This is a genomic window from Thermogemmatispora onikobensis (assembly GCF_001748285.1).
In the GTDB taxonomy this organism is placed as follows: domain Bacteria; phylum Chloroflexota; class Ktedonobacteria; order Ktedonobacterales; family Ktedonobacteraceae; genus Thermogemmatispora; species Thermogemmatispora onikobensis.
In genome coordinates this window covers 218,386-239,565 of sequence record NZ_BDGT01000002.1, presented here as the reverse complement: position 1 = coordinate 239,565, position 21,180 = coordinate 218,386, and the positions used below count along the sequence as shown (strand labels likewise).

Annotated in this window: 15 protein-coding genes and 1 tRNA gene; 8 read left to right on the top strand and 8 right to left on the bottom strand. The window is 59.3% G+C overall.

Translation table 11 applies throughout. The features are described from left to right. Positions 1-232 precede the first annotated feature (232 nt). The 7 genes from BGC09_RS02090 to BGC09_RS02060 form a co-directional block, all read right to left on the bottom strand. On the bottom strand, positions 233-1,456 hold the full coding sequence (locus BGC09_RS02090) for a glycosyltransferase (protein ID WP_069801599.1): 1,224 nt from the start codon (positions 1,454-1,456) through the stop codon (positions 233-235). 250 nt (positions 1,457-1,706) lie between these two features. Next, a complete protein-coding gene (locus tag BGC09_RS02085; protein WP_069801597.1) occupies positions 1,707-2,555 on the bottom strand; it encodes a hypothetical protein in 849 nt (282 codons plus the stop codon). A 54-nt stretch (positions 2,556-2,609) separates the two neighbouring features. Beyond that, positions 2,610-3,347 carry a histidine phosphatase family protein gene (locus BGC09_RS02080; protein WP_069801595.1) on the bottom strand — a complete coding sequence of 246 codons (738 nt, stop codon included), beginning with the start codon at positions 3,345-3,347 and terminating at the stop codon, positions 2,610-2,612. A gap of 503 nt (positions 3,348-3,850) precedes the next feature. Then, positions 3,851-3,923 (bottom strand) — tRNA-Arg (locus BGC09_RS02075). 490 nt (positions 3,924-4,413) lie between these two features. Then, positions 4,414-4,833, bottom strand: coding sequence for an ArsR/SmtB family transcription factor (locus tag BGC09_RS02070; RefSeq protein WP_084657845.1), 420 nt, complete (start codon positions 4,831-4,833; stop codon positions 4,414-4,416). Between the two features lie 352 nt (positions 4,834-5,185). Further along, positions 5,186-6,994 carry an aspartate--tRNA ligase gene (gene aspS, locus BGC09_RS02065; RefSeq protein WP_069801593.1) on the bottom strand — a complete coding sequence of 603 codons (1,809 nt, stop codon included), beginning with the start codon at positions 6,992-6,994 and terminating at the stop codon, positions 5,186-5,188. Positions 6,995-7,161: 167 nt separating this feature from the next. Then, a complete protein-coding gene (locus tag BGC09_RS02060; RefSeq protein ID WP_069801591.1) occupies positions 7,162-9,528 on the bottom strand; it encodes a Stp1/IreP family PP2C-type Ser/Thr phosphatase in 2,367 nt (788 codons plus the stop codon). Positions 9,529-10,362: 834 nt separating this feature from the next. Here BGC09_RS02060 and BGC09_RS02055 point away from each other — a divergent pair. The 7 genes from BGC09_RS02055 (at position 10,363) to BGC09_RS02025 (ending at position 18,166) form a co-directional block, all read left to right on the top strand. After that, positions 10,363-11,592, top strand: coding sequence for a glycosyltransferase family 4 protein (locus BGC09_RS02055; protein ID WP_069801589.1), 1,230 nt, complete (start codon positions 10,363-10,365; stop codon positions 11,590-11,592). An 87-nt stretch (positions 11,593-11,679) separates the two neighbouring features. After that, positions 11,680-13,281, top strand: a complete 1,602-nt coding sequence (locus BGC09_RS02050; protein ID WP_176728821.1) for a sugar transferase — start codon at positions 11,680-11,682, stop codon at positions 13,279-13,281. A 5-nt stretch (positions 13,282-13,286) separates the two neighbouring features. Continuing rightward, positions 13,287-14,462, top strand: coding sequence for a glycosyltransferase (locus BGC09_RS02045; RefSeq protein WP_084657843.1), 1,176 nt, complete (start codon positions 13,287-13,289; stop codon positions 14,460-14,462). Between the two features lie 79 nt (positions 14,463-14,541). After that, positions 14,542-15,375 (top strand): YveK family protein, encoded by an 834-nt coding sequence (locus BGC09_RS02040; protein ID WP_069801587.1) that lies wholly within the window; start codon positions 14,542-14,544, stop codon positions 15,373-15,375. 236 nt (positions 15,376-15,611) lie between these two features. Continuing rightward, entirely contained in the window at positions 15,612-16,292 is a 681-nt protein-coding gene (locus BGC09_RS02035; RefSeq protein ID WP_141727591.1) for a CpsD/CapB family tyrosine-protein kinase, read from the top strand. A 238-nt stretch (positions 16,293-16,530) separates the two neighbouring features. Continuing rightward, positions 16,531-17,193 carry a hypothetical protein gene (locus BGC09_RS02030; RefSeq protein ID WP_069801584.1) on the top strand — a complete coding sequence of 221 codons (663 nt, stop codon included), beginning with the start codon at positions 16,531-16,533 and terminating at the stop codon, positions 17,191-17,193. 52 nt (positions 17,194-17,245) lie between these two features. Beyond that, a complete protein-coding gene (locus BGC09_RS02025; RefSeq protein WP_069801582.1) occupies positions 17,246-18,166 on the top strand; it encodes an alpha/beta hydrolase in 921 nt (306 codons plus the stop codon). A gap of 302 nt (positions 18,167-18,468) precedes the next feature. Here BGC09_RS02025 and BGC09_RS02020 read toward each other — a convergent pair whose 3' ends face one another. Beyond that, entirely contained in the window at positions 18,469-19,632 is a 1,164-nt protein-coding gene (locus BGC09_RS02020; protein ID WP_069801581.1) for an acyl-CoA dehydrogenase family protein, read from the bottom strand. 320 nt (positions 19,633-19,952) lie between these two features. Between BGC09_RS02020 and BGC09_RS02015 the strand changes: the two genes are divergently transcribed. Next, complete coding sequence (locus tag BGC09_RS02015; RefSeq protein WP_084657842.1) at positions 19,953-21,170, top strand: tRNA dihydrouridine synthase; 1,218 nt, start codon at positions 19,953-19,955, stop codon at positions 21,168-21,170. Positions 21,171-21,180: the final 10 nt, after the last annotated feature.

Below are 21,180 nucleotides of genomic sequence, written 5' to 3'. Positions count from 1 at the left end.
CAGGCACATCGGTAATGGCGTTGAAGCGACCCGGAGGCAGATGCCCCAGACTGATACCCAGGTCACGCAGGCGTGCTCGCGTCATCGCTCATTGTTCCTCCCCCTGAGATCAATGCTTCTTCTTTCCTCATCTTTTCACTTGCTCAAGCCGAGGACGGACCTGGCACTCCTCCCCTTCGGCCTTGCAGAGCGGCCAGCGAGCGCTGAGAAACCCTCCCCGTCCTGCTGCCTTCTACTGCGCCAGCAGGCAACGCCCATCATTGAGCAGCTCAGCATAGACATTCAGAACCTGTGAGGCGATCTGCTGCCAGTTAAAGCGCATCACCGAGGGGCGCGCGGCCCGGCGCATCTGGGCCAGTAAGAGAGGATGACGCAGCATGAAATCCAGACGCTCTGCGAAGAAGCCCGGGCAACGAGGCACCAAATAACCGGTCTCGCCGTGGCGCACAATGGCTGCCAACCCCCCGACGCGCGTGGCCACCACCGGCGTTCCACAAGCCAGCGATTCCACCGCCGCCAGTCCAAAGCTTTCGTTACAAGAAGGCACGACCGTCACATCGACAGCGCTGTAGATAAAAGGCATCTCGCACGGCGGTAAAGCCCCCAGAAAATGTACCCGATCAGCTAACCCAAGCGAGGCCGCCAGTCGACGCAGATGCTGAAGCTCACGATCACCACGCAGCTTGCCACCAACAACGACCGCCTCAGCCTGCTCTTCCATCTGCGCCAATGCCCGCAGGAGCAGATCAGGCCCTTTGAAAGGGTCCAGACGTCCCGCAAAAAGGAGCAGAGGCCGCTCCATCGGAAGACAGTAGCGCTGACGAGCCTGAAAACGATCCTGCGGAATAAAGCGCCGCAGATCAACACCACAGGGGATGACATTGATACGGGTAGGTGAGGCTGCATAGAGATTCATAAGCTGGAGGCGCTCCTCAGCTGTCGCAGCAATAATACGATCGGCAGCGGCGACGACTTGCTTTTCCATCTCAGCGCGCAAGGGAGGCTCCTGACTGGAAGGGTCACTGAGCAGCTTCACCCGGGCCAGCGTGTGAAACATCGCCACATGTGCAACATGCCAGCGACCGGCCAGCTCTAGACCAGCACAGGCCGAGAGCCAATAGTGGCTGTGAATCAGGTCATAGCTCAGATCCTCAGCCTGACGAAAAGCCTCGACCGCAGCACAAAACTGGGGAAGATAAGCATAGAGGTCTTGCTTCGGTAGACGTGCGACCGGACCAGCCTCAACGTGGATGACTCGCGTACGTGGCCCTAGCGGAACAATCGGGGGAAGATGGGAATCAGTGCGACGGGTAAAGATATCAACAGTAACCTGGCGCTGACCAAGCTCGCGCGCCAGAGAACGAATATAGACATTCATGCCGCCAGCGTCCGGCGTCTGCCCCGGCATGTCCAGCGGAGACGTGTGGACGCAGAGCATGGCAATGGCATGCCTCATAATGCGCAAACTCCTTCTCCTCACCAGAATTGGATCAACCTTTACGAGTTGCAAATGCGGGGCCAGCGCCCTTCGCTTGCTATCAAGAGCAGATGCGCGGACACAGGCGTCCCTCCTTTCCTCTCCTGAAAACAGGCGGAAGACCACAATGTACCATCAAGGCTACAGCGCCATGCTGTAGCCATTATATAGAACACGCGGGCAAAGCGCGGATATTTCCGCGAGGGCTGGCGGCTCAGGTTAGACTGGCTCACGAGCGCTCCTGGCGCTCCTGTTTTCGCACCTTTTCGATAGCATCGAACATTTCGTGCATATCGATACCGCGTCCCTGAGAGATCTCCTGGAGGCAGGCGACACGGCGCTTAAAGGCGGCCCTGAACGCTTGGGAGGGCAAGCCGGCGATGGTCGCCAGCTCATCGAGCACGCAGGCATCAGCATGCTCAAAGCTATCGTCTTCTGGATTCCAGATGGAAAGAGGCAGCTTGACGATCTCCTCGGGTCGATCGGGCGGAGCTGCAGGATGCAGATAATGGGTGGTAAACCAGCGGCGGCGCGGAGGGTAGATGCGTCCTACCAGGCCCATATTGAGCACCAGGCCCAGACGACGAATATCTTCGACATCCAGGCGCAGATCGCGACGGTACATATGGATTACATCATCAATCGTATCGGCATGGACACTGGTAGCGATATGGAATCCTTGAGCGGGGAGCCTCAGATAGCGGCGAGCCACCCGCCCCCACATATAAATCGGCAAATGATCGCTGACCTCATTGCAGAGAGCATAGGTGCGAGTGGGATCGACATCCGGCAAGCGAGTGAAAGAGAAATCCTCGTACATGCCGGACATATAGGCCAGGGCCGTTCCTTCAGGAAGAAACTGGAGCAGAGCATTCAGGGTAGTGGTTTTGCCAACACCGGGCTGAGGATCAGTCGGCCCAGCCACAGTGAGCGAGGCGCCGTGCTCCAGCATGAGCCAGATCAAGGCTACCGTCTCCGCATCAGTCGAGCCCAGGGCGATGATCTGCGCAATCGAGAGCGGGCGGCGTGACTCATAATGCCACCAGTAACGCTCGTAAGGATCTCGCGGATCAAACATGCTGCTTCTTTCCTTCCAGCACTCTCTCAGCATACACAATAGCCAGGCAGCGCACTAAGCCTCTCCTTCTATTGTACCCTTTTCCCCAGGCTGCTCGCCAGCGCCCGGCGAGGCCGCCACTGGCGAGGCAGCAGGAGAGGGGGCAGAAGCATGCGCTCCCGGAGGGCGCAACCAGCCCGGGCGGGGAGTCCAGCCAACAGCAACCAGACGAGGAGGCAACTCTCCCTCCAGTTCGACGATACTCACTGAGGCATTATCGATCCCCAGCAGGGGTGCCCGCACAGGCGGCAAGCCACTGTAGTGCGCCAGGAGCAGCTTGATCACATCGGCGTGAGCCACAAAGAGCGGCCAGGCACCCGCCTCGGAGCGCTGGCGCCAGCGCTCCACTGCGGCGACAGCACGCTGCTGCACCTGGGGGAATGTCTCAATATCAGGGGCCGGGGCCACCGTTGGATCTTGCACAAACGCCTTCCAGGCGGGATCTTTCTTGAACAGCTCATCGTAACGCTCACCAGCCCAGTGCCCCACATCGGTATCCATCAAATCAGGCTCCAGCCAAACCTCCAGACCCCAAGCCTGAGCCAGAATCTCAGCCGTATCACGCGCCCGCTCCAGCGGACTGCTGATAATGGCACTGATCGGTAGCACACTCAAGGCATCAGCCAGGCGCGCCACCTGCTGCCGCCCTTGATCGGTCAGAGGAATACCAGGCAAGCGTCCAGGCAGGCGATGCTCAACGTTCCAGGAAGTCTGGCCATGACGCACAAAGAGCAAGGTTTGTTTGTTCTCCATTGAGCTTGCAACAGTGCTCCCTACAGATTGGTCTTGCCGCCACCCGAGCAGGAGCCTGCGTCGCCACCTGAAGAGGCGATACCTCGTCATGCCCGTAAGCCCCAGCACCTGGCACCAACCGGCAAGACACTCCCAGGTAGGGCACCAGCATGCCCGAGACAGGTAGCGACAGAACCAGCTCTGAGTCACGGCGACACTCCAACGGCCCGCGAGGCTGGCAGGAGGATAAGGCTGTCCCCCTGACCGAGACCGAGACTGAGCGCAGTTCCCACAAGACAAAGCTCCTCAAGCAGCAGCAGTTGCCTCACAGCCGTGTAGCTTCGATTCTAGCAGGGAGGAGGGAGGGCTGCAACCTGGCGGCTGCCTGGCCTCTCGCCCAGGCAGGACACCGCGCAGAGACCTCACAGTCAGACTGCCCGTCGAGGTCAGCCTCGGCCCCAAACCGGGCCAGAGACAAAGAAAAAGGCCCTGATCACCGCCAATGATCAGGGCTTATCGATCGGCGTGCCTGAGAGGGTTCGAACCTCTGACCTTTGGCTCCGCAGGCCAACGCTCTATCCACTGAGCTACAGGCACACTTACCACTTATCGTTTCCGCCTTGTAGGATACAAAAAATTTTGAGCCTTGTCAAGAGGGGAATTGACCAGTACGGAGAATTTGGGGGCGGCTCCATGCAGAGGAAAGGAAGACCCCCAGCACTACTACGGACGCCGGGCAATTCTTTCTGTCATGGAGGCCCCCAGGTGAGGCTGCAGCGCTGTCGGTCTGGCCACCCAGGCCCGGGCGGGCCCGCCTGGCCCTTCAGTCCACCCGCCACTGGTCTCGCTCTGCAGCGCTGGTCAGTCAGCCAGTCAGCCAGGGAGAAGCAGGCAGCGTGTCTTGCCCCGCTCCAGACCTGACCCCCGTGGGGACCAGCAAAAGGCCAGCCACACAGGCTGGCAGGAAGCAGCCCCCCAGGGAGCAGCCAGCGCGATCTAGAGGAGAGCAGAGCAGAGTAGGGCTGGGCAGGCATTGAGACAGCCAGGCATTCCAGCCCAGAGACAAGTCAGAGCGGATCAGGCCAGGCTAAGAGACAATGCCGCTGATCACATCCCGAGCACGGTTCAGGGCCTCGCGACGCACATAGTAATAAGCCCAGAGGCCCTTTTTGCGGCAATCCACCAGGCCCGCATCCCGCAAAATACGGAGATGATGCGAGATAGTCGGTTGCTCCAGAGTGAAGCTTTCCACAATCTCAAAGACACACACCTCCCCTTCATAGCGACTTAACAGGCTCAGAATGCGCAGGCGAGTGGGGTCGGCCAGCGCCTTCAGCAAGCGAGCCTGGCCAATGGCTTCGTCTTCGCTGAGAGCCGGCACAAACTTGGGTCCCACCCCTACCGACGAGTGATGAGATGAACCCGACTGCCGACTCAAGACGCTCAGTGATCCCGTTGAACCTGACTGTGTATTGCGAGTTGTGTTTCCCTGATTCGTTGTGGCCATTGTCTTCTTCTCCTTCCATCCTCCCATCCGGGTGATTTGAAACTTTCTCTAGATCTGGGGGGATCTACTTCCAGTATACTTGCCTATCCAAATCGTATTAAGGAGAAATCTATCGTTAACTCACAAGCGAATTTTTGGGCAAGAAAAAGATGCAAATTTTACTAGATAATATTAGCAAATTCGGATGCATATAAATATTAACCTTCAATTAATTGTCTATAGAGAAAAAGCAGTAGACTAAGGGGGCAATGGTCGAAGCAGCATCTGCGGGCAGGAGCAACCCCAGTTTCTTCGTAGCAGGGTTGGCTGCCCGCAGGACCTGTACAGCGCTTGCAGCGTGAGGATATGTCCCTCAGCTCTGGGCAGGAGGTTGGGGAGCTGCCTCCTCGGTTCGCACCTGGAGGTGAAGCTCGCGCAGCTGCTGCTCATCCACAGGTGAAGGAGCGTTCAGCAGCAGATCCTGAGCGCTCTGCGACTTGGGGAAGGCGATCACCTCGCGAATCGTCTGTTCATCGGCGAGGATCATCACCAGGCGGTCCAGGCCCAGAGCGATGCCTCCGTGGGGAGGAGCGCCGTATTCGAAGGCCTCCAGCATATGGCCAAAGCGCTCGCGAATCTGCTCATCGCTATAATTCATCAAGGAGAAAACCTTGTGGAGGAGCGAAGCGACATTGATACGGACACTCCCCCCACCAATCTCGGAGCCATTGCAAATGATATCGTACTGGCGCGAACGCACCTTCAGCGGCTCCGTCTCCAGCAAAGGCACATCCTCCTCGCGCATGCCGGAGAAGGGATTATGTTCGGCCTCGTAGCGCCCTTCCTCCTCGTTATAGCTCAGCAGCGGGAAGTCAACCACCCAGCAGAAGGCCAATTCCTGGGGGTCGATCAACTTCAGGCGTTCGGCCAGGCGCAGGCGCAGGCGCGAGAGCACCTCATTACAGACCTCGAGGTGGTCGGCCACGAAGAGGAGGAGATCGCCAGGGCCGGCCTGCAGGCGTTTCACGATGGCCTGGAGCTGCTCGGCAGGCAAGAACTTGGTCAGAGCAGACTTCAGCTCGCCCGTCGGACCGATGGCCAATGAGACCAGCCCTTTCGCTCCCAGGCTGCGAGCAAACTCTGTCAGCTCTTCCACTTCGCGCCGACTATAGCCCGCTGCCCCTGGAACGCGAATGCCCTTGACCGCGCCGCCGGCGGTAAGGGCCTGCTGAAAGACCCCAAAGTTGCCAGCCGCCAGGTCGGAGATGGTCACCAGCGGCAACTCAAAGCGCAGATCGGGGCGATCAGTACCGTAGCGCTCCAGCACCTCCTCATAGGAGAGGCGCGGGAACGGCTTCTGCTTGATGCGCTTCTGCGTCAGCTGCTCAACCAAGAAGATCAGCAGCCCCTCGATGAGGTTCATCACATCGCTCTCATCGACAAAGGCCATCTCGATATCTAGCTGCGTAAACTCCGGTTGCCGATCCGAGCGCTGATCTTCGTCGCGGAAACAGCGAGCAATCTGAAAGTAGCGGTCCAGACCGGCGACCATCAGTAGCTGCTTGAGCTGCTGAGGCGACTGCGGCAAAGCGTAGAATTGACCGGGATAGAGCCGGCTCGGCACCAGGTAATCGCGCGCCCCTTCGGGCGTACTCTTGATCAAAATGGGCGTCTCAATCTCCAAAAAGCCACGCTCATCCAGGTAGTCGCGCATCGCCTTGATCAAGCGATGGCGCAGGATCATGTTCTTCTGCATCCTGGACCGTCGCAGATCGAGATAGCGATACTTCAGGCGCAGGGTCTCCTCAACCTGGCTCTCGCCAGCGATCGAGAAAGGGGGGACGCGCGAGGGATTCAGGAGGCGAATGGCCGCAGCCACAACCTCGATCTCGCCTGTCTCCAAATGGGGATTCTCCGTACCCGGCAGGCGGGACGCCACCGTTCCCGTCACCTCGATCACATATTCCGCCCGCAGCTCACAGGCAACGCGATGCGCCTCCTCCGAGCGTGAGGGATCACAGACGATCTGCGTGACCCCATAACGATCACGCAGATCAAGAAAAATCAGCCCACCATGATCGCGCCGGCGGCTGACCCAGCCCGCCAGGCGCACCTGCTGCCCACAGTGCTCTCGACGTAACTCTCCACAGGTATGAGTACGATAATGTACGGCGAAACTCACGATTGCTCAGAACTCCTTCTTCACTGCCATTCACGCACACGCGAGAGGAGAACCGCCGCCCAAAAACAGGTTCAGGTGGCCCGAAAAAAGAAAGAAGGCTTCGCGGGCAGCGGCCCCTGCTGGCCACTCTCTGCAATAGTTGTCACCAAGTGTACACCATCTCGTGCTCAGGCACAACTCCCCGACGAGCTGGTGTCGACCGAAACCACATTGAGCAGGGAGGCAGTATTTTGAGCAAGTGTATAGAGCAGGGTACCACTGGCAGGATCAGGCTGAGCATTGCGCAGAGAGGCAAACAAACCTGGAGAGCTGTACTGTCCCGTAAGCTGCACTAAGATACTGTTCGAATCAGAAGTGCCACCGGCTGAACCGCCGCCGAGTGGCGCAAAAGCGAGCACGCGATGGGTCGCGCTATCGGCCACATAGAGATGGGGAATATGATTCACCAGCCCTGATGAGAGGGTGGCCTTGTTCGAGGCCAGCAGCGGGACAGGACCTTGCTGCGCTGGCACCGTGACGGTCGGCACGGGAGTAGCCGCAGTGAAGCTCTGATGGCTGACCGGGAGCGCACTGGGAATAGGACGCTGTACCTGCACAGGCACTGGTACTGGTTCTTGAGCCTTGCCTGACGTGTATTGCAGGCTCTGCACGCTGCCATCACCCAGCAAGAGGAAGAGCTGATTGTTGGGGAAAGCGGCCAAGCTCACTACATTGGCCGAGATCGGCAGCGGCGCCTGCTTGGCCGTCAGCTTGGTACGATCGAAGTCGACGATCTGGGCACTGTTGGGAGCCTGTTTAGAAGAGAAGACCACATAGACATCGCTATCCCAGGCCGCAATGAGCGACGGGACCTGACCGTTGGAGGTCAAGGCTGTATCGATCGGGGCTGTTTTGGCCTTCGTCTGGCCAGCTTGCAGAGTGGCCAGCTCATAGCTGACAGAGGCTGCTCCCTGGCTCTGGCCGGTGCGAGCGATGACCAGATAGAGCTGCGAGCCATCGTTAGCGCTCGCTACGCCGAGCACATTTCCATCGAGGTTGAGATGATTCTGCAGGCTATACTGGTGATTAACCTGCATCAGCGGGTAGAGCTGACTATCTTCACCCAAGGCGTATAAGAGCGTTTTTCCCTTTTGCTGCAGAATTGTCAGGCTGCGGGCTCGGGTGGTAATGCTCCCGGTATTGATTGGACTCACACCGGTACTGGAGCAGGGGAGGGAAGTAATGCCAAAACGCTTATTGTAGGCAACCAGGGCGGCCTGAGCCCGGCTGGTCAGCGAGCGCTGAAGATTGGCGAGCTGCGTTCGCTGAGCCTCTGAGAGCGTCACGCCCTGCAGCGAGCGCAGAGACTGCTGGGCGCTGGCCAGATCTTGCAGGGCGCGTACAGGGTCGGCACTCAGCTCACCCGCAGCGCGATTGACCAGAGTAGTTGCCTGGGCCAGGACCTGATCGGGATCGGGTCCCTGGCGGAGCACGAGATAGTAGACTGCGCCGATGACCAGCGCCAGGAGAACCACCATGAGCAGGGCCACATTGAGAAAGAAGATTCGTCCCCGCCGCCGGCGCTTAGGTAGAGGCAAGGCAGGAGCGGCCACTGCCGCGGCATCCGCCAGAGCTGGCGCCGAGCGAGCAGAGAAAGAGAAGGTGCCGCTGTGGCCATTGCCATAGCGAGCCCCGGCCTGGCCAGTCGAAGAAGCTAGCGAAGTCCCCAGAATCGCTGTATCCTCCTCGGGTCCACCGACGGCCACAGGGCGCCGCTGGCGAGGGGGCGGCTCGACCCCCACCTCGTTGACGCGGATTACGATCGCCGTAATATTGTCTGGACCCCCATTTTCATTAGCGCGTTCGACCAGGTGATAGACACTCTCCTGGGGAACGAAGCGATTGACAATCTCCTGCAGTTCATCTTCAGTAATCAGCCCGGAGAGGCCATCGGTGCAAAGGACCAGCGAGTCCCCTTCCTGCAGTGGCTCGGTAAAAATATCGATCTCGACATCGGGTTGTGTGCCCAGCGAGCGAGTGATCACATTGCGCTGCGCGTGAGTACGGGCCTGATCCTCAGTCAGCAAGCCTGCGCGTACCTGCTCGGCAACCCAGGAGTGATCCTGAGAGATCTGCTTGACCGTCTTGCCGCGGATCAGATAAGCGCGGCTATCGCCCACATTGGCAATATAGGCCATATTCCCGCGCAGCACCGCTGCCACGCAGGTTGTGCCCATGCCGCTGCGCAGCATATTCTCGGCTGCGCGTTGATGAATGGCGGCATTGGCGCGCTTAATGGCGCGGACCAGGGCGACCGGAACCTCATCGCTGTCGTCCTGATAGTATGCCGTGCTAACAGTGTCTACGGCAATCTCGCTTGCCACCTCCCCCGCCGCATGACCGCCCATGCCATCGGCCACAATGAACAGTGAGCCTTTGGTTGCCATCACCTGGGGGTCCTTGGGGATGACATAGGCCATATTGTCTTCATTGTGCTCACGCTTGCGGCCAACGTCTGTTAGCTGTGCAACGTCGAGACGGAGTTGTTTGGCCAAAGCACTTCTCTCCCGTACTTGATAGCTCGCGATTGAGTGATGTGCACACTAGGCAATTCCGAGACTTTAGGCTATATTACACCGACGCCGAGAAAAACGCAACGCATGGGAAAGGCATAGCAAGGCCGAGTAGAAGCCGCGCCACCAGGCCCGACCTCGGTAGCGCTCCAAAGCCCCCTACTCTGACCGGGTCCTCCCCAGCATGAGCAAGCAGACAGCATTACTGGCTACGGCCTGGCCTGCCCTCTGCGCTGTTGTTAGCAGTGCTCTTCCCTCTCGGGATGATCCGATCCCCCTGTCCGGTTTCCGGCTGGCTCGCTCAGCGAACGGCCAGGCACTCTAGAGAGAGCTGCCCAGGAGGAGAGGAGTGTTTCCTTTTTTGCATTGTATACAGGCAAGGGGCTGCGGTCAAGAAAGCTGGCCTGAGTGGTTCTGGGGGCAGTGGGAGAGCCGGGTCCGGGCAGCTCAAAAGCAGAAACGTTCTGCCTCGCTCACCAGCGCTCCGAGCAAGTTCCAGGGCTTGCGCTCCCCGTGCGTCCAGAGGAGAAGGGCGCTTAGAGAGAAGCAGGATTCCCTGTGTCTAAAGGACAGGGCCATGCGTTTATCCGTAATAGGGTGATGGTAGCAGGTGGTCCGCACATAAGCAACTCACACGAGTGTTGGCAAGCTGAGCCACTACTCTCGCTCGCTCGGGAGGCGAGAGCAGGCAAAGGGCGGGTGAAAAGGCCCAGAGCTGTTACCAGGTCAGCCTACAAGCCGTTCTTCTGGCAGGTTATAGCGGTTGCTATAGCATAAAATAGGGAACAGGCCATTCGAAGAGGGGCAGCAGTTGTGATGCATATTGGAATCAATGCCCAGCTCTTATCGTACAGCCAGAGCTATCGTAATAGTGGAGTGAGCCGCTACATTCGCCGGCTGCTGGAGGGACTGGCCCAGGAACCTGGTGAGCATAGCTATACTATCTTTGTGAATGGTCATGAGGTAGAGGAGCGGTTAGCCGCGGTAGCACGCCATCCGCAGCTCACCTACGTGAGCGCCCCCTGGCCGGAAGAGCGGCCAGCAATGCGCGTGGCCTGGGAGCAGCTGAAGCTGCCGGGCGAGCTGCGCCAGCGGCGAATTCAGCTGCTGCACTCGCCGGTGAACGTGCTCCCTTTCCGGTTGCCAGCGGACTGTCAGGGGGTGGTGACTCTCCATGACCTGGCTTTCCTCCGCTTCCCGGAGGTTCTGACAGGCCCGAAACGGCTCTATCAACGCACCTTTACGTTACATAGCCTGCGCCGCGCCAGGCTGATCATCGCGGTCTCAGAAAGCACGCGCCGCGATGCCATCGAGCTGCTCTCTCTGCCGGCAGAGCGCCTGCGCACCGTCTATCCCTGCATTGATGCCCGCTTCACCGCCAGTCAGCGAGATGAGCAGGCAGTAGGGGCGCTTCGCGCTCGCTATGGGCTTGAGAGCGGGTTTATTCTCTATCTTGGGACGCTAGAACCACGCAAAAATCTCGATACACTGATTGAGGCTTTTGCTCGTTTGAAACGCCAGCAGGGCATTGGCGAGAAGCTCGTGCTGGCGGGGAGCAAGGGCTGGCTCTATGACTCGATCTTTGCCCGCGTTCGCAGCCTGGGGCTTGAGTCAGAAGTCCTATTCCCGGGTTTCATCGCGGACAGCGAGCAGGTTTTATGGTATCATGCAGCCACGGCCTTTGCTTATCCCTCCCTCTACGAAGGGTTCGGACTGCCGGTGGCGGAGGCACTGGCCTGCGGGCTGCCGGTGGTCACCTCTACTGTCTCCAGCTTGCCCGAAGCGGGTGCCGGTGTGGCTCTGACGGTAGAGCCGCGCGATGTGGATGCCCTGGCAAACGCCCTGTACCGGGCACTCAGCGACGATGCTTATCGGCAGCACTGCCGCGCAATGGCCAGCATAGTGGCAGAGCGCTTCTCGCTGCGCACAATGGCTCGCCAGCTGCGGGCCATCTATGAAGAGGCCCTCAGCGAGAAGCCGCCGGAGCCACAGCAGCCTGAGCCGTGGCCGCAACGCAAGGAGCAACATGTTTCTTCACTGGAGTGACAAAACGTTCAATAAAGCAGGAATATGGCCGTGAAAGGTAGCGAACTCTCACAAGCACAGCTCTCCCAAACGCCAGCAGCAGGTCTGGTGAGCACAAAACCAGGAGCCTCGGCGGAGGCCGCAGCTTCAACAGCAGGGGCCAGTATGATGGCCGGGAACACGGGGAGTATGGGAGTGACAGGGGCTACTGGCCAGCTAACCCGCATTATCTCACAGCGGCGCTCTCACCGCCGCCAGTGGCGCTTCCTTGAGTGCCTCGTGATGGTGCTGCTGGACGCTACGCTAGTCGCGATCTCGTTCTATCTCGCTTACCTTATCCGTTTTCAGCTGCTGTTTGAAAGCCCCTGGCTCGATCGCCTGCGCCGCGCACTGACTGACGCCGGCCCTAGCCATGCCACATTTATCCCCCTCGATAAGCTGACCGAGATGCAGGCCGGCATCGTGATCGGGGCCATCGCCATCTTCGCCATCCGCGGCCTCTATCGGCTGCGCCTGACTGGTACCTGGTTCCGTCAGATGTGGACGATCATCAGCTCGGCCACGATTGGCATGGCCTTCTTGATTACTTACTACTTCGTCTTTCAGCCGACAGCTAATTCACGCTTGCTGGTACCTTTCGTCTGGGCTACTTCGATCGTGCTGCTCTGCCTGGGACGCCTGATCGCTTCGGCCATTATGGGTACCCTGTACCAGCTCGGCCTGGGAGAGACCCGGGTGCTGGTGGTCGGCTCAGGCCGTCTGGCTAAGATGATTATGCAGCATATCGCCGCCAATCCCAGCTTGGGCTACTCTATCGTGGGCTTTCTCCATGATCTGGAGAACCCTCCTGGCGATTTCGGTCGCTTTAAGATGTTGGGGACGCTGGATGATCTGGGCATGGCTATCCGCTCGATGCAGGTCGATGAGGTGATCATCGCTTTGCCCTCCCACTTGCATGAGCAGGTGATCAGAACTGTGCGCCTCTGTGAGCGGCTGGGCACCTCTTTTAAGCTGATCCCCGACCTCTATGAGCTGAGCCTTTCACGCATCGATATGGAGTCGATCGAGGGTATCCCCCTCATCGGCATCAAGCAGTCTTCCCTCAATCGCTGGCAGCGGGCTGTGACGCGGGCTGTCGATATCGCGGTGTCCAGCCTGGTCTTGCTCGTGGGCGCGCCACTCTGGCTGTGCATCGCTCTGGCCATCCGTCTGGATTCGCCCGGCAGCGTGATCTATAAGTCGACGCGCATCGGACTGAACGGCAAGCCTTTCCAGATGTATAAGTTCCGCTCGATGTATCAGAATGCTGACCAGATGCTGACGGCTCTGCTCGACCGCAATGAGGCTCAGGGGCCACTCTTCAAAATGCGGGCCGATCCGCGCATAACGCGCGTTGGGCGTCTTCTGCGTAAGCTGAGTCTGGACGAGATCCCCCAGTTTATCAATGTGCTTAAAGGAGAGATGAGTCTGGTTGGCCCTCGCCCGGCCCTGCCACGCGAGGTGGCCCAGTACGAGGAATGGCAGAAAGGCAGGTTGGCTATTAAGCCGGGGATCTCTGGCCTCTGGCAGGTGCGTGGGCGCAGCGATTTGAGCTTCGATGAGGGCGTCTTGCTCGACCTTTACTACATTGAGAACTGGTCGCTACGTCTCTACTTCCAGATTCTGTTCGGCACGATCCCAGCGGTCATTTTCAGACGGGGTGCATACTAAAAACGATGAGAGTGGCGCTCGTCCATGACTATCTGAATCAGATGGGGGGTGCAGAGCGCGTTGTTCTGGCGCTCCATGAGCTGTTTCCCGATGCCCCCCTCTACACTTCTATTTACGATCCGCAACGGGTTGATCCCGCCTTTCGGCGGATGGATATCCGTACTTCGTTTATGCAGAAATTCCCGCTGGTGACGAGCCATCACCAGCCCTATTTGCCTTTCTACCCTTACGCAATGGAAAGCCTGGATCTGCGCGGCTACGATCTGGTGCTGAGTAGTTCCAGTGCCTTTGCCAAAGGGGTGATTACGCGCCCGGAGACGCTGCATATTTGTTACTGCCACACTCCCATGCGCTGGTGCTGGAATTATGAGGAGTACGTCGAGCGCGAGCAGTTGGGACGTCTGGCTCGCAGCCTCTTGCCGTTTTTGGTGAGTCGGTTGCGTCTCTGGGACCAGGTGACGGCGGCGCGCGTTGACCACTTTATCGCTAATTCTCCCGTGGTAGCGGAGCGTATCCGCAAGTATTATCGTCGTGAGGCGGTGGTCATCCCCCCGCCAGTCGATGCCAGCCGCTTCAAGTTTGAGCCGCAAGCCAGTGGTGACTATTTTTTGATTGTGAGCCGCCTGGTCCCTTATAAGCGTATTGATCTGGCTATTGAGGCCTGCAATGCTTTACGCTTGCCGCTGGTTATTATTGGGAAGGGGCGCGATCTGCCACGGTTGCAACGGCTGGCCGGGCCGACGATCCGCTTCGCCGGTCAACTCAGCGATGCGGAGGTGCTGGACTACTTCGCCCACTGCCGGGCCCTGCTTTTTCCAGGGGAGGAGGACTTTGGTATCACGCCGCTTGAGGCCCAGGCTTCGGGCCGCCCGGTTATCGCCTATGGAGCCGGCGGCGCCCTGGCCTCTGTCATCGAGGGCGTGACCGGGGTCTTTTTCCGCGAGCAGACAGTGGAGAGCCTGGCTGCTGTGCTGGCTACCTTCGATGAACGGGCCTTCGATCCTTATACGATCCGTGAGCACGCGCTGGAGTTCGATAAGCCGCGTTTCCAGCGCCGCATGCTGCAATTCATCGAGGCGAAACTGGCAGAACGGCGGTCGCACGAGCAGACTCTTACGCTCCCTTCGGTCGCAGCGCGCGGTCAACCGCGGGGGGAGGCAGGAACCCCGGGGGCGCTCTAGCGGTAGAGGAGCCCGCTCCTGCTGGCTTCCCCTACCTATGCCAACCACGCCAAGAAGAAGAGAGGAAGGATAGTTAATCGTGGAATTGCGAGCTTATTGGGGTGTCGTCAGACGCCGTCTCTGGCTCGTTCTCCTGGTGGTCGTTATCGCCGCTCTCTATGTGGCTTACCAGGGCTATCATCTGTGGAAGACGCCCGGGGCGCTGAAAGCCTACCACTCGACGGTGACGCTTCAGGTGGGCTTGCAACCAACCCCTCGCAGCATGATTCCTAGCTATATTGAAGATATGCAGGTGGCTGAGTCGCTGGCCGATGCCGTGCCAAGCGTGGTCACGATGCCTGGTTTTGATAAGGCCGTCTCGGATCAGATCGCTCAGGATATGCCAGCTATCCAGGCACGCTACGGGAGTAATCCCGATCTGGGCGACTGGCAGAATGCGAGCGCAATTGGCGGGGCCCTTTCGACAAGCCGCTCGCATAATCTGGTGACCATCGATGTCACCTGGCCTACGGCCCCCGGAGCCTGGGCCATTGCTAACGCCGTGGGTGAGGTTCTGACAAGCCACCTGAACACCTATCTCGACTATATCATTGAGGGAACGCCCTCCGCCAGTCCTACTACTCAGCAACTGCAACCGGCAGCGATTGGACGCCTGGTGAGTCCCGCTTCCGATCCCGCCCTCGGGGCCGGCTCAGCGGGAAATCGCTTGACACTTTTGGCCGCGATCGTGCTGGTGGCTCTTATTATTGGGTTGGCCCTGGCTTTCCTGGTAGACTACCTGGATGATCGCCTGCGCAGCGCCGAGGAAGTTGTTGAGCTGCTAGAGCTGCCAGTGTATGGCGAGCTGCCCCGGGCACCACGCGCTGGGGAGCAGCGAGAGCGACGGCGGGTCCCCCCCACTCCGGTAGCCTGAGCCGGCCAGGCCGAGGCCCAGACTGAAAGGCGATCTTTTAGTGAGTCACGCGAGTCACCACAAGACCATGCTTTGCCATGTGGCTATTGCTTTAATTAATGATCAATACGAGGAACAACCGGAGAAGGAGACAAGAGAAGAGTTGAGAGCGATGACAAGCAACGGCTGGTCAGGTAGTTTGCAGAGAGAGGAGCAACCTGGCAGCTTGACCTTCTGGCAGCTCGGGAGAGTGTATCGTGGGTGAATCACATACGCAGATGCAACCTTTGCTATCGGATTACGATCCTGGTTCAGCCTATGTGGAGGCCGTTTTCTCGCTATTCGCTACGATCCGCCTGAACTGGGAGAGCCAGCAGCGGTCTCTGGCACTCCTGCTGACCAGTCCATCTCATCCAGAGGCACAGGCGACAGTGGCAGCCAACTTGTCCATTGCCTCGGCTCAAAGTGGCTTGCCAACAGTGCTGATTGAGGCCGATGTGCGCCACCCTGGACTGAGCCAGCGCTTCGGCCTGAGCCAGGGCCCAGGTCTCTCGGACCTGCTCTTGCAGGATCAGACCTTGACTCCACATCTGGTGAGCCGCTACCTGGCGCCGACCTTTCTGCCTCACCTCTGGCTGCTGAGCAGCGGTACGGGAGAGATGCCACATGGGATGGCCCCTTATGCAGCTCGCTTACCGGAGCTGCTCCAGAACCTGCGCCGCTTTCTGGACGAGGACCAGGGGCAACCAGGCTTGCTGGTGGTGCACGGCGCCCCTGTTTTGGAGGGCGCCGATGCTTCGCTGCTGGGTGCTTGCGTTGATCAGACCTTCCTGATAGTCGTTCTGGGGCAGAGTACCCGGACGGCCACGAAGAAGGCCAGCGAGCAGCTCCAACGCGCTCGCGCCCGCTTGAGTGGGGTCATTCTGACACAGGGATGAGTTGGTGGCGCTTTTCCCTGCCTCGCCTCTTGCAAGCAAGCAACTTGGTCTGGTCTGGTCTGGCTTGCCTCTCCAGTGGTTCTCCAGCGATAATGTCATTAAGAGAAACGAATGTGAAGGTGAGAAAGCTCGGGAAGAAGAGTCACTTCCCGCAGCGCACTAGCTGCAGTGCTCTCTCAAAGAGCAACGCTGTGGATAGAGCCAGCTATCGTGAAGCTATAGCCAGCAGGAGGATCACATGCCAGGACGCAGGGACTGGGATGAAGAGTCTCAGGAGCGCTATGAAGAGGATTTTGCGGAGTTTGAGATGACCGACGGGGCCAATGGTCGCAGCCATCGCCGCCGCCGGTCGGCAGGGCGGGGATCACCTGCCGCCTGGCTACCTCCTGATGATCTTGATTTTGAGTCAGAGCTGCCTCGCAGGCGTAAATGGCGCTGGTGGTGGGTCGCTGTTGCGCTGGTCATCTGTGGAATCTGTGGCTTCATGGGGGCCTTTGCCGCCGTCAACTTGGGTATTGGCCTGAACCTCAGTAAGGATGCTGCTGTGACGGCAAGCAACTTTCTTGCCGCCTTGGGAACTCAGGACTACGCTCAGGCCTATCACTACCTTGGTCCCCCCATGACACTCCAACCAGGCGCTCAGAGCAGTTTCATTGCGCAAGCCCAACGCTACGATGCTTGCTTTGGCACAGTTGTGGATTATAAGCAGGTCGAGGGCACGACCGTTATCCAGGACAATTCATGGAGCTCCACCTACGAGATTACCCGTAGTAAGCTCCCGCATAGCTATCGCCTGACGCTAACGCTGCAGGAGGATAGCAATCATCAATGGAGAATCGTAGACTATCAAAGCGAGGGAGCTGATAACGCTTTGGCCCCTTCTCAGCCGGCCTGTCAATGAAGGATCGGCAGCCTTGTGATCCGAGCAAAAGGCATCTGGAAAAGAGCGCGTTATGCCCAGCCTGCGAAGCGCCTTGTTCCGTCATCTTGTGCGCCTCGGCTCGCTCAGCAATCGAGCAGACGTGAGTATCACCCAGCTACGAGCCAGTATGGAGAAAGGGGACTGGTTCCTTTCTCTCTCGGCTCCCTGTGGCACAGTGAGCGAGCCGGTTTCTGCAGGAGGAATTCCGGCAGAGTGGGTCTTGCCACCGGGCAAGGGTCACCGTGGTACAGTCATGTTCGTGCACGGTGGGGCGTTCGTCATGGGTTCCCCACGCAGTCACCGTGGACTGGCAGCCCGCATTGCGGCAGCAGCGCAGCTGCGAGCGCTCGTCATTGACTATCGCCTGGCTCCTGAGCACCCTTTCCCGGCAGCGCTGGAGGATACGCTGACCGCCTATCGTTGGTTGCTCAGGGAGCATTGCCAGTCTTCGGAGGTCGTTCTGGCCGGCGATTCCGCTGGCGGCAATCTTGTCCTGGCCGCCCTGCTGGCCCTGAGAGCCGCTGGCGAGGCTTTGCCGGCAGCAGCCGTCTGTCTATCGCCCGCCACAGCCCTCGACGGTAAGGGGGAGTCACTGCGCACTCACGCCGAGCGTGATCCGGTGCTGCGGGCTGAGACTGTCGGTCCCCTGGTAGCGGCCTATGTGGGAAATCACGACCCGGCGGAGCCGCTGCTTTCCCCGCTCTATGCTGATTTGCACGGCCTGCCGCCTCTGCTCCTGCAGGTAGGAAGCGATGAGATTCTGCTCAGCGATGTGCTTGCTTTTGCTGAGCATGCACGCCAGGCCGGGGTAGCCGTCGAGCTGGAGGTCTGGGAAGGCATGTGGCACGTCTGGCAAATCGGTGCGCCCTGGATGCCCGAGGCCACCCGGGCTATCCAGCACATTGGCGCTTTTATCCAGCGTCAGCTTACCAGCCAGGCCCGAGCCGCCTGAGAGAGCTGCCTCAGCAGGCAAGAGCAGTAGACAGAGGAGGCAGGCAGCAGGCAAGAGGACGTTGTCGTTCTTCGACGGAAGCGAGAAGAGCCAGAGTCGCTCTTTCTTGCCTGCTGCTTCCTTTCTGCCTCTTTGAAGGGACGTCTCCGACCAGCTTCTCTGTCTGCATCTCTCTCCCAGGCTGGACGCAGCGGGGACAAGGCCGAAGGGACCTCAGCGCGAGTGGAGAGGCAACCATCAGCTGGCCGGGCCGGGCCTGGGTGAGGCCACGGCCAGAGAGCAAGCGGTAGGTTCCGCTATCACTAGTACCAGTTGAGTAGATTGTCTTTGACCGCACGCGCGATGATCAGGCGCTGGACCTGGCTGGTTCCCTCGACGATCGTGAGCTGGCGCGCATCGCGATAGAAGCGCTCAGTCAGCGACTCATGCATGTAGCCCAGGCCCCCCATGATCTGGAGCGCTTTATCGCAGGCTTCGACGGCGGTCTCTGTGGCAAAGGCCTTGGCCATCGAGAGGAAATGAGCATGCTCACGGTCGGCTTTTCCTTCATCGACCAGCAGAGCAGCCTGATAGGTGAGGAGGCGCGAGGCTTCGATGCGCATGGCCACCTCGGCAATCATCATCTGGATGGTCTGGTGCTCAATCAGCGGCTGGCCAAAGGTTTGACGCTGACGCGCGTAGTCAACGGCATACTGAATGGCGCCTTCGGCTGTGCCGACACCGCGCGCCGCAACACAAGGACGGACCGAATTGAGGTTCCACATGATAAGCTTGAACCCCTCGTTCTCCCGACCTACCAGGTTGTGAGCCGGTACCCGTGCCTCCTCAAAGATCAGCTCACAGGTAGGAACCCCATGCACGCCCATCTTGCGGTCCTCTCTCCCAACGCGAAAACCGGGCGTGTCACGATCGACGATGAAGACACTGAAGCCGCGAGAGCCAGCCTGCGGGTCGGTTTTGGCGGCAACGAGGAAGAAATCGGCGACGCTGGCTCCCGAGATGTAACATTTGGTGCCCGTAAGAATATATTCGTCTCCCTTTCTTACAGCGCGAGTGGCAATATTGGCCGAGTCGGAGCCGGCTCCTGGCTCGGTGAGGCCGAAGGCACCACGCAGCTCGCCACGCGCTGTTCCTGCACAGTATTTCTGCTTCTGTTCGTCAGTGCCCCCTTTGAGAATGGCGCTGGTGGAGAGGCGCGTCAGGAGAAGAATGAGGGCGCAAGCATTGTCGACCTTGGCAATTTCCTCTACTGCCAGGGCCAGGCCGAAGATGCCAGCGCCACTGCCGCCTAATTCTTCGGGGAAGCCCAGGCCCAACAGGCCAGTTTCCTTATAGACCTGGAAAATATCCTCGGGATAGATCCCGGTATCATCAAGCTCAGGCGCGCGAGGCGCAACGACCTCCCTGGCGATGCGTCTGGCGGTATCGCGAATTAATTGCTGCTCTTCAGTCAAGTAGAAATTCATCGCGCGTAGACTCCTTTACTGCAGCCGGAGATCCAGACAGGATGAGCAGAGACAAGAACTCTGTGGTTCCGAAGCGGCAACGAGCGCCACTGCTCCTGCGGCCCATTATATCCCACGGTCGTCGTCGGACGCCAGACAGCCGGGGAACCAGGGGGTCGACTTGCCAGATCGGGGGTGGCAAAGCTATAATCGCAGTGATAGAGCAGGCAAGAGAAGGGCTTGGCAAGGTCTTGCCATGCGCCTGATAGCCGGTCCTCAGTGCCTGGCACCTGGCGAGATATTCAGCATCCCACGAGGGAAAGGTAGCAGCCGAGGGAGATATGACGACGAGGTACCCATCGTTTTGGGAGAAGATACCACAACCGATTATCGGGCTGGCCCCGATGGATGGCGTAACAGATGCGCCATGCCGTACCATGCATGGCCTCTATGGGCGGCCCGATCTCGTGATTACCGAATTTACCAACGTCGAGGGCTTATGGCGGGGCAGCGATCGCATCTTTCGCGATTTTCTCTACACGCCCGCCGAGCGGCCCGTGGTTGCGCAGATCTTTGGCAATAACCCAGAGTCCTTCTATCGCGCCGCTCACGTGGCCTGCGAGCTGGGCTTCGATGGTGTCGACATCAATATGGGCTGCCCGGCCAAAAGTGTGGCCAATCGTGGTGGTGGCGCGGCCCTGATCCGCACACCGGAGTTGGCCAAAGAGATCATTCGGGCTACCCAGCGGGGAGTGCGCGACTGGGCGAACGGCCAGACGCTAGAGGATCTGGGAATGGAGCCGGAGCGTATCCAGCGCATTCGGCAGATGAATGAGGAGCGTATCCGTCTCTGGGGCGACCAGCCGCGCAGCGAGCGGCGGCTGATCCCGGTCTCGGTGAAGACGCGCCTGGGCTACGATTCGATCATTATCAAGGACTGGGTGCAGCATCTCCTGGAGACCGAGCCATTTGTCATCTCGCTGCACGGGCGGACATTGGTGCAACATTATAAGGGTGAGGCAAACTGGGAGGCGATCGCTGCTGCTGCCGAAATCGTGCGTCAGACGGATACTCTGATTCTCGGCAACGGAGATATCCACTCGCTCTACGAGGCGGCCAGGCGCATTCGTGAGACAGGGGTGCATGGGGTACTGATCGGGCGCGCTACCCTGGGCAACCCCTGGATCTTCCGCGATCGCGAGCGTATGAAGAGCCTGCTGCAGGCAGGCATTGAGCCAACGGAGGCCGACCTGCCTCCTCCCAATCCAAGCCGTGAGGAGCGCCTGCTGATGGCCCTGGAGCATGCCCGGGTCTACACAAGGCTCAAGGGCGAGGACCATTTCGTCGAGCTGCGCAAACATATGGGCTGGTACCTGGGCCATTTTCCGGGTGCGAAATATGTCCGCAGCGCCCTGGTGCGCGTCAATAGTCTGGCGGAGGTGGAGGCTATCATCTATCAGGCATTGGAGAACCCACGCGCCTTCTCAGGGCATGACGGCGAGGAGGAGACGGTCGTCGAAGAGGCAGTACCCACGCTCGATCTCAGCTGCGCCTGCTAAGCTCTGGGTG

Bases quoted from the DNA above. Each gene is read 5' to 3' on its own strand.
- BGC09_RS02090 (WP_069801599.1), bottom strand. From the start codon at position 1,456: ATGAGGCATGCCATTGCCATGCTCTGCGTCCACACGTCTCCGCTGGAC.
- BGC09_RS02085 (WP_069801597.1), bottom strand. From the start codon at position 2,555: ATGTTTGATCCGCGAGATCCTTACGAGCGTTACTGGTGGCATTATGAG.
- BGC09_RS02080 (WP_069801595.1), bottom strand. From the start codon at position 3,347: ATGGAGAACAAACAAACCTTGCTCTTTGTGCGTCATGGCCAGACTTCC.
- BGC09_RS02070 (WP_084657845.1), bottom strand. From the start codon at position 4,833: ATGGCCACAACGAATCAGGGAAACACAACTCGCAATACACAGTCAGGT.
- BGC09_RS02055 (WP_069801589.1), top strand. From the start codon at position 10,363: ATGCATATTGGAATCAATGCCCAGCTCTTATCGTACAGCCAGAGCTAT.
- BGC09_RS02045 (WP_084657843.1), top strand. From the start codon at position 13,287: ATGAGAGTGGCGCTCGTCCATGACTATCTGAATCAGATGGGGGGTGCA.
- BGC09_RS02030 (WP_069801584.1), top strand. From the start codon at position 16,531: ATGCCAGGACGCAGGGACTGGGATGAAGAGTCTCAGGAGCGCTATGAA.
- BGC09_RS02025 (WP_069801582.1), top strand. From the start codon at position 17,246: ATGCCCAGCCTGCGAAGCGCCTTGTTCCGTCATCTTGTGCGCCTCGGC.
- BGC09_RS02020 (WP_069801581.1), bottom strand. From the start codon at position 19,632: ATGAATTTCTACTTGACTGAAGAGCAGCAATTAATTCGCGATACCGCC.
- BGC09_RS02015 (WP_084657842.1), top strand. From the start codon at position 19,953: ATGACGACGAGGTACCCATCGTTTTGGGAGAAGATACCACAACCGATT.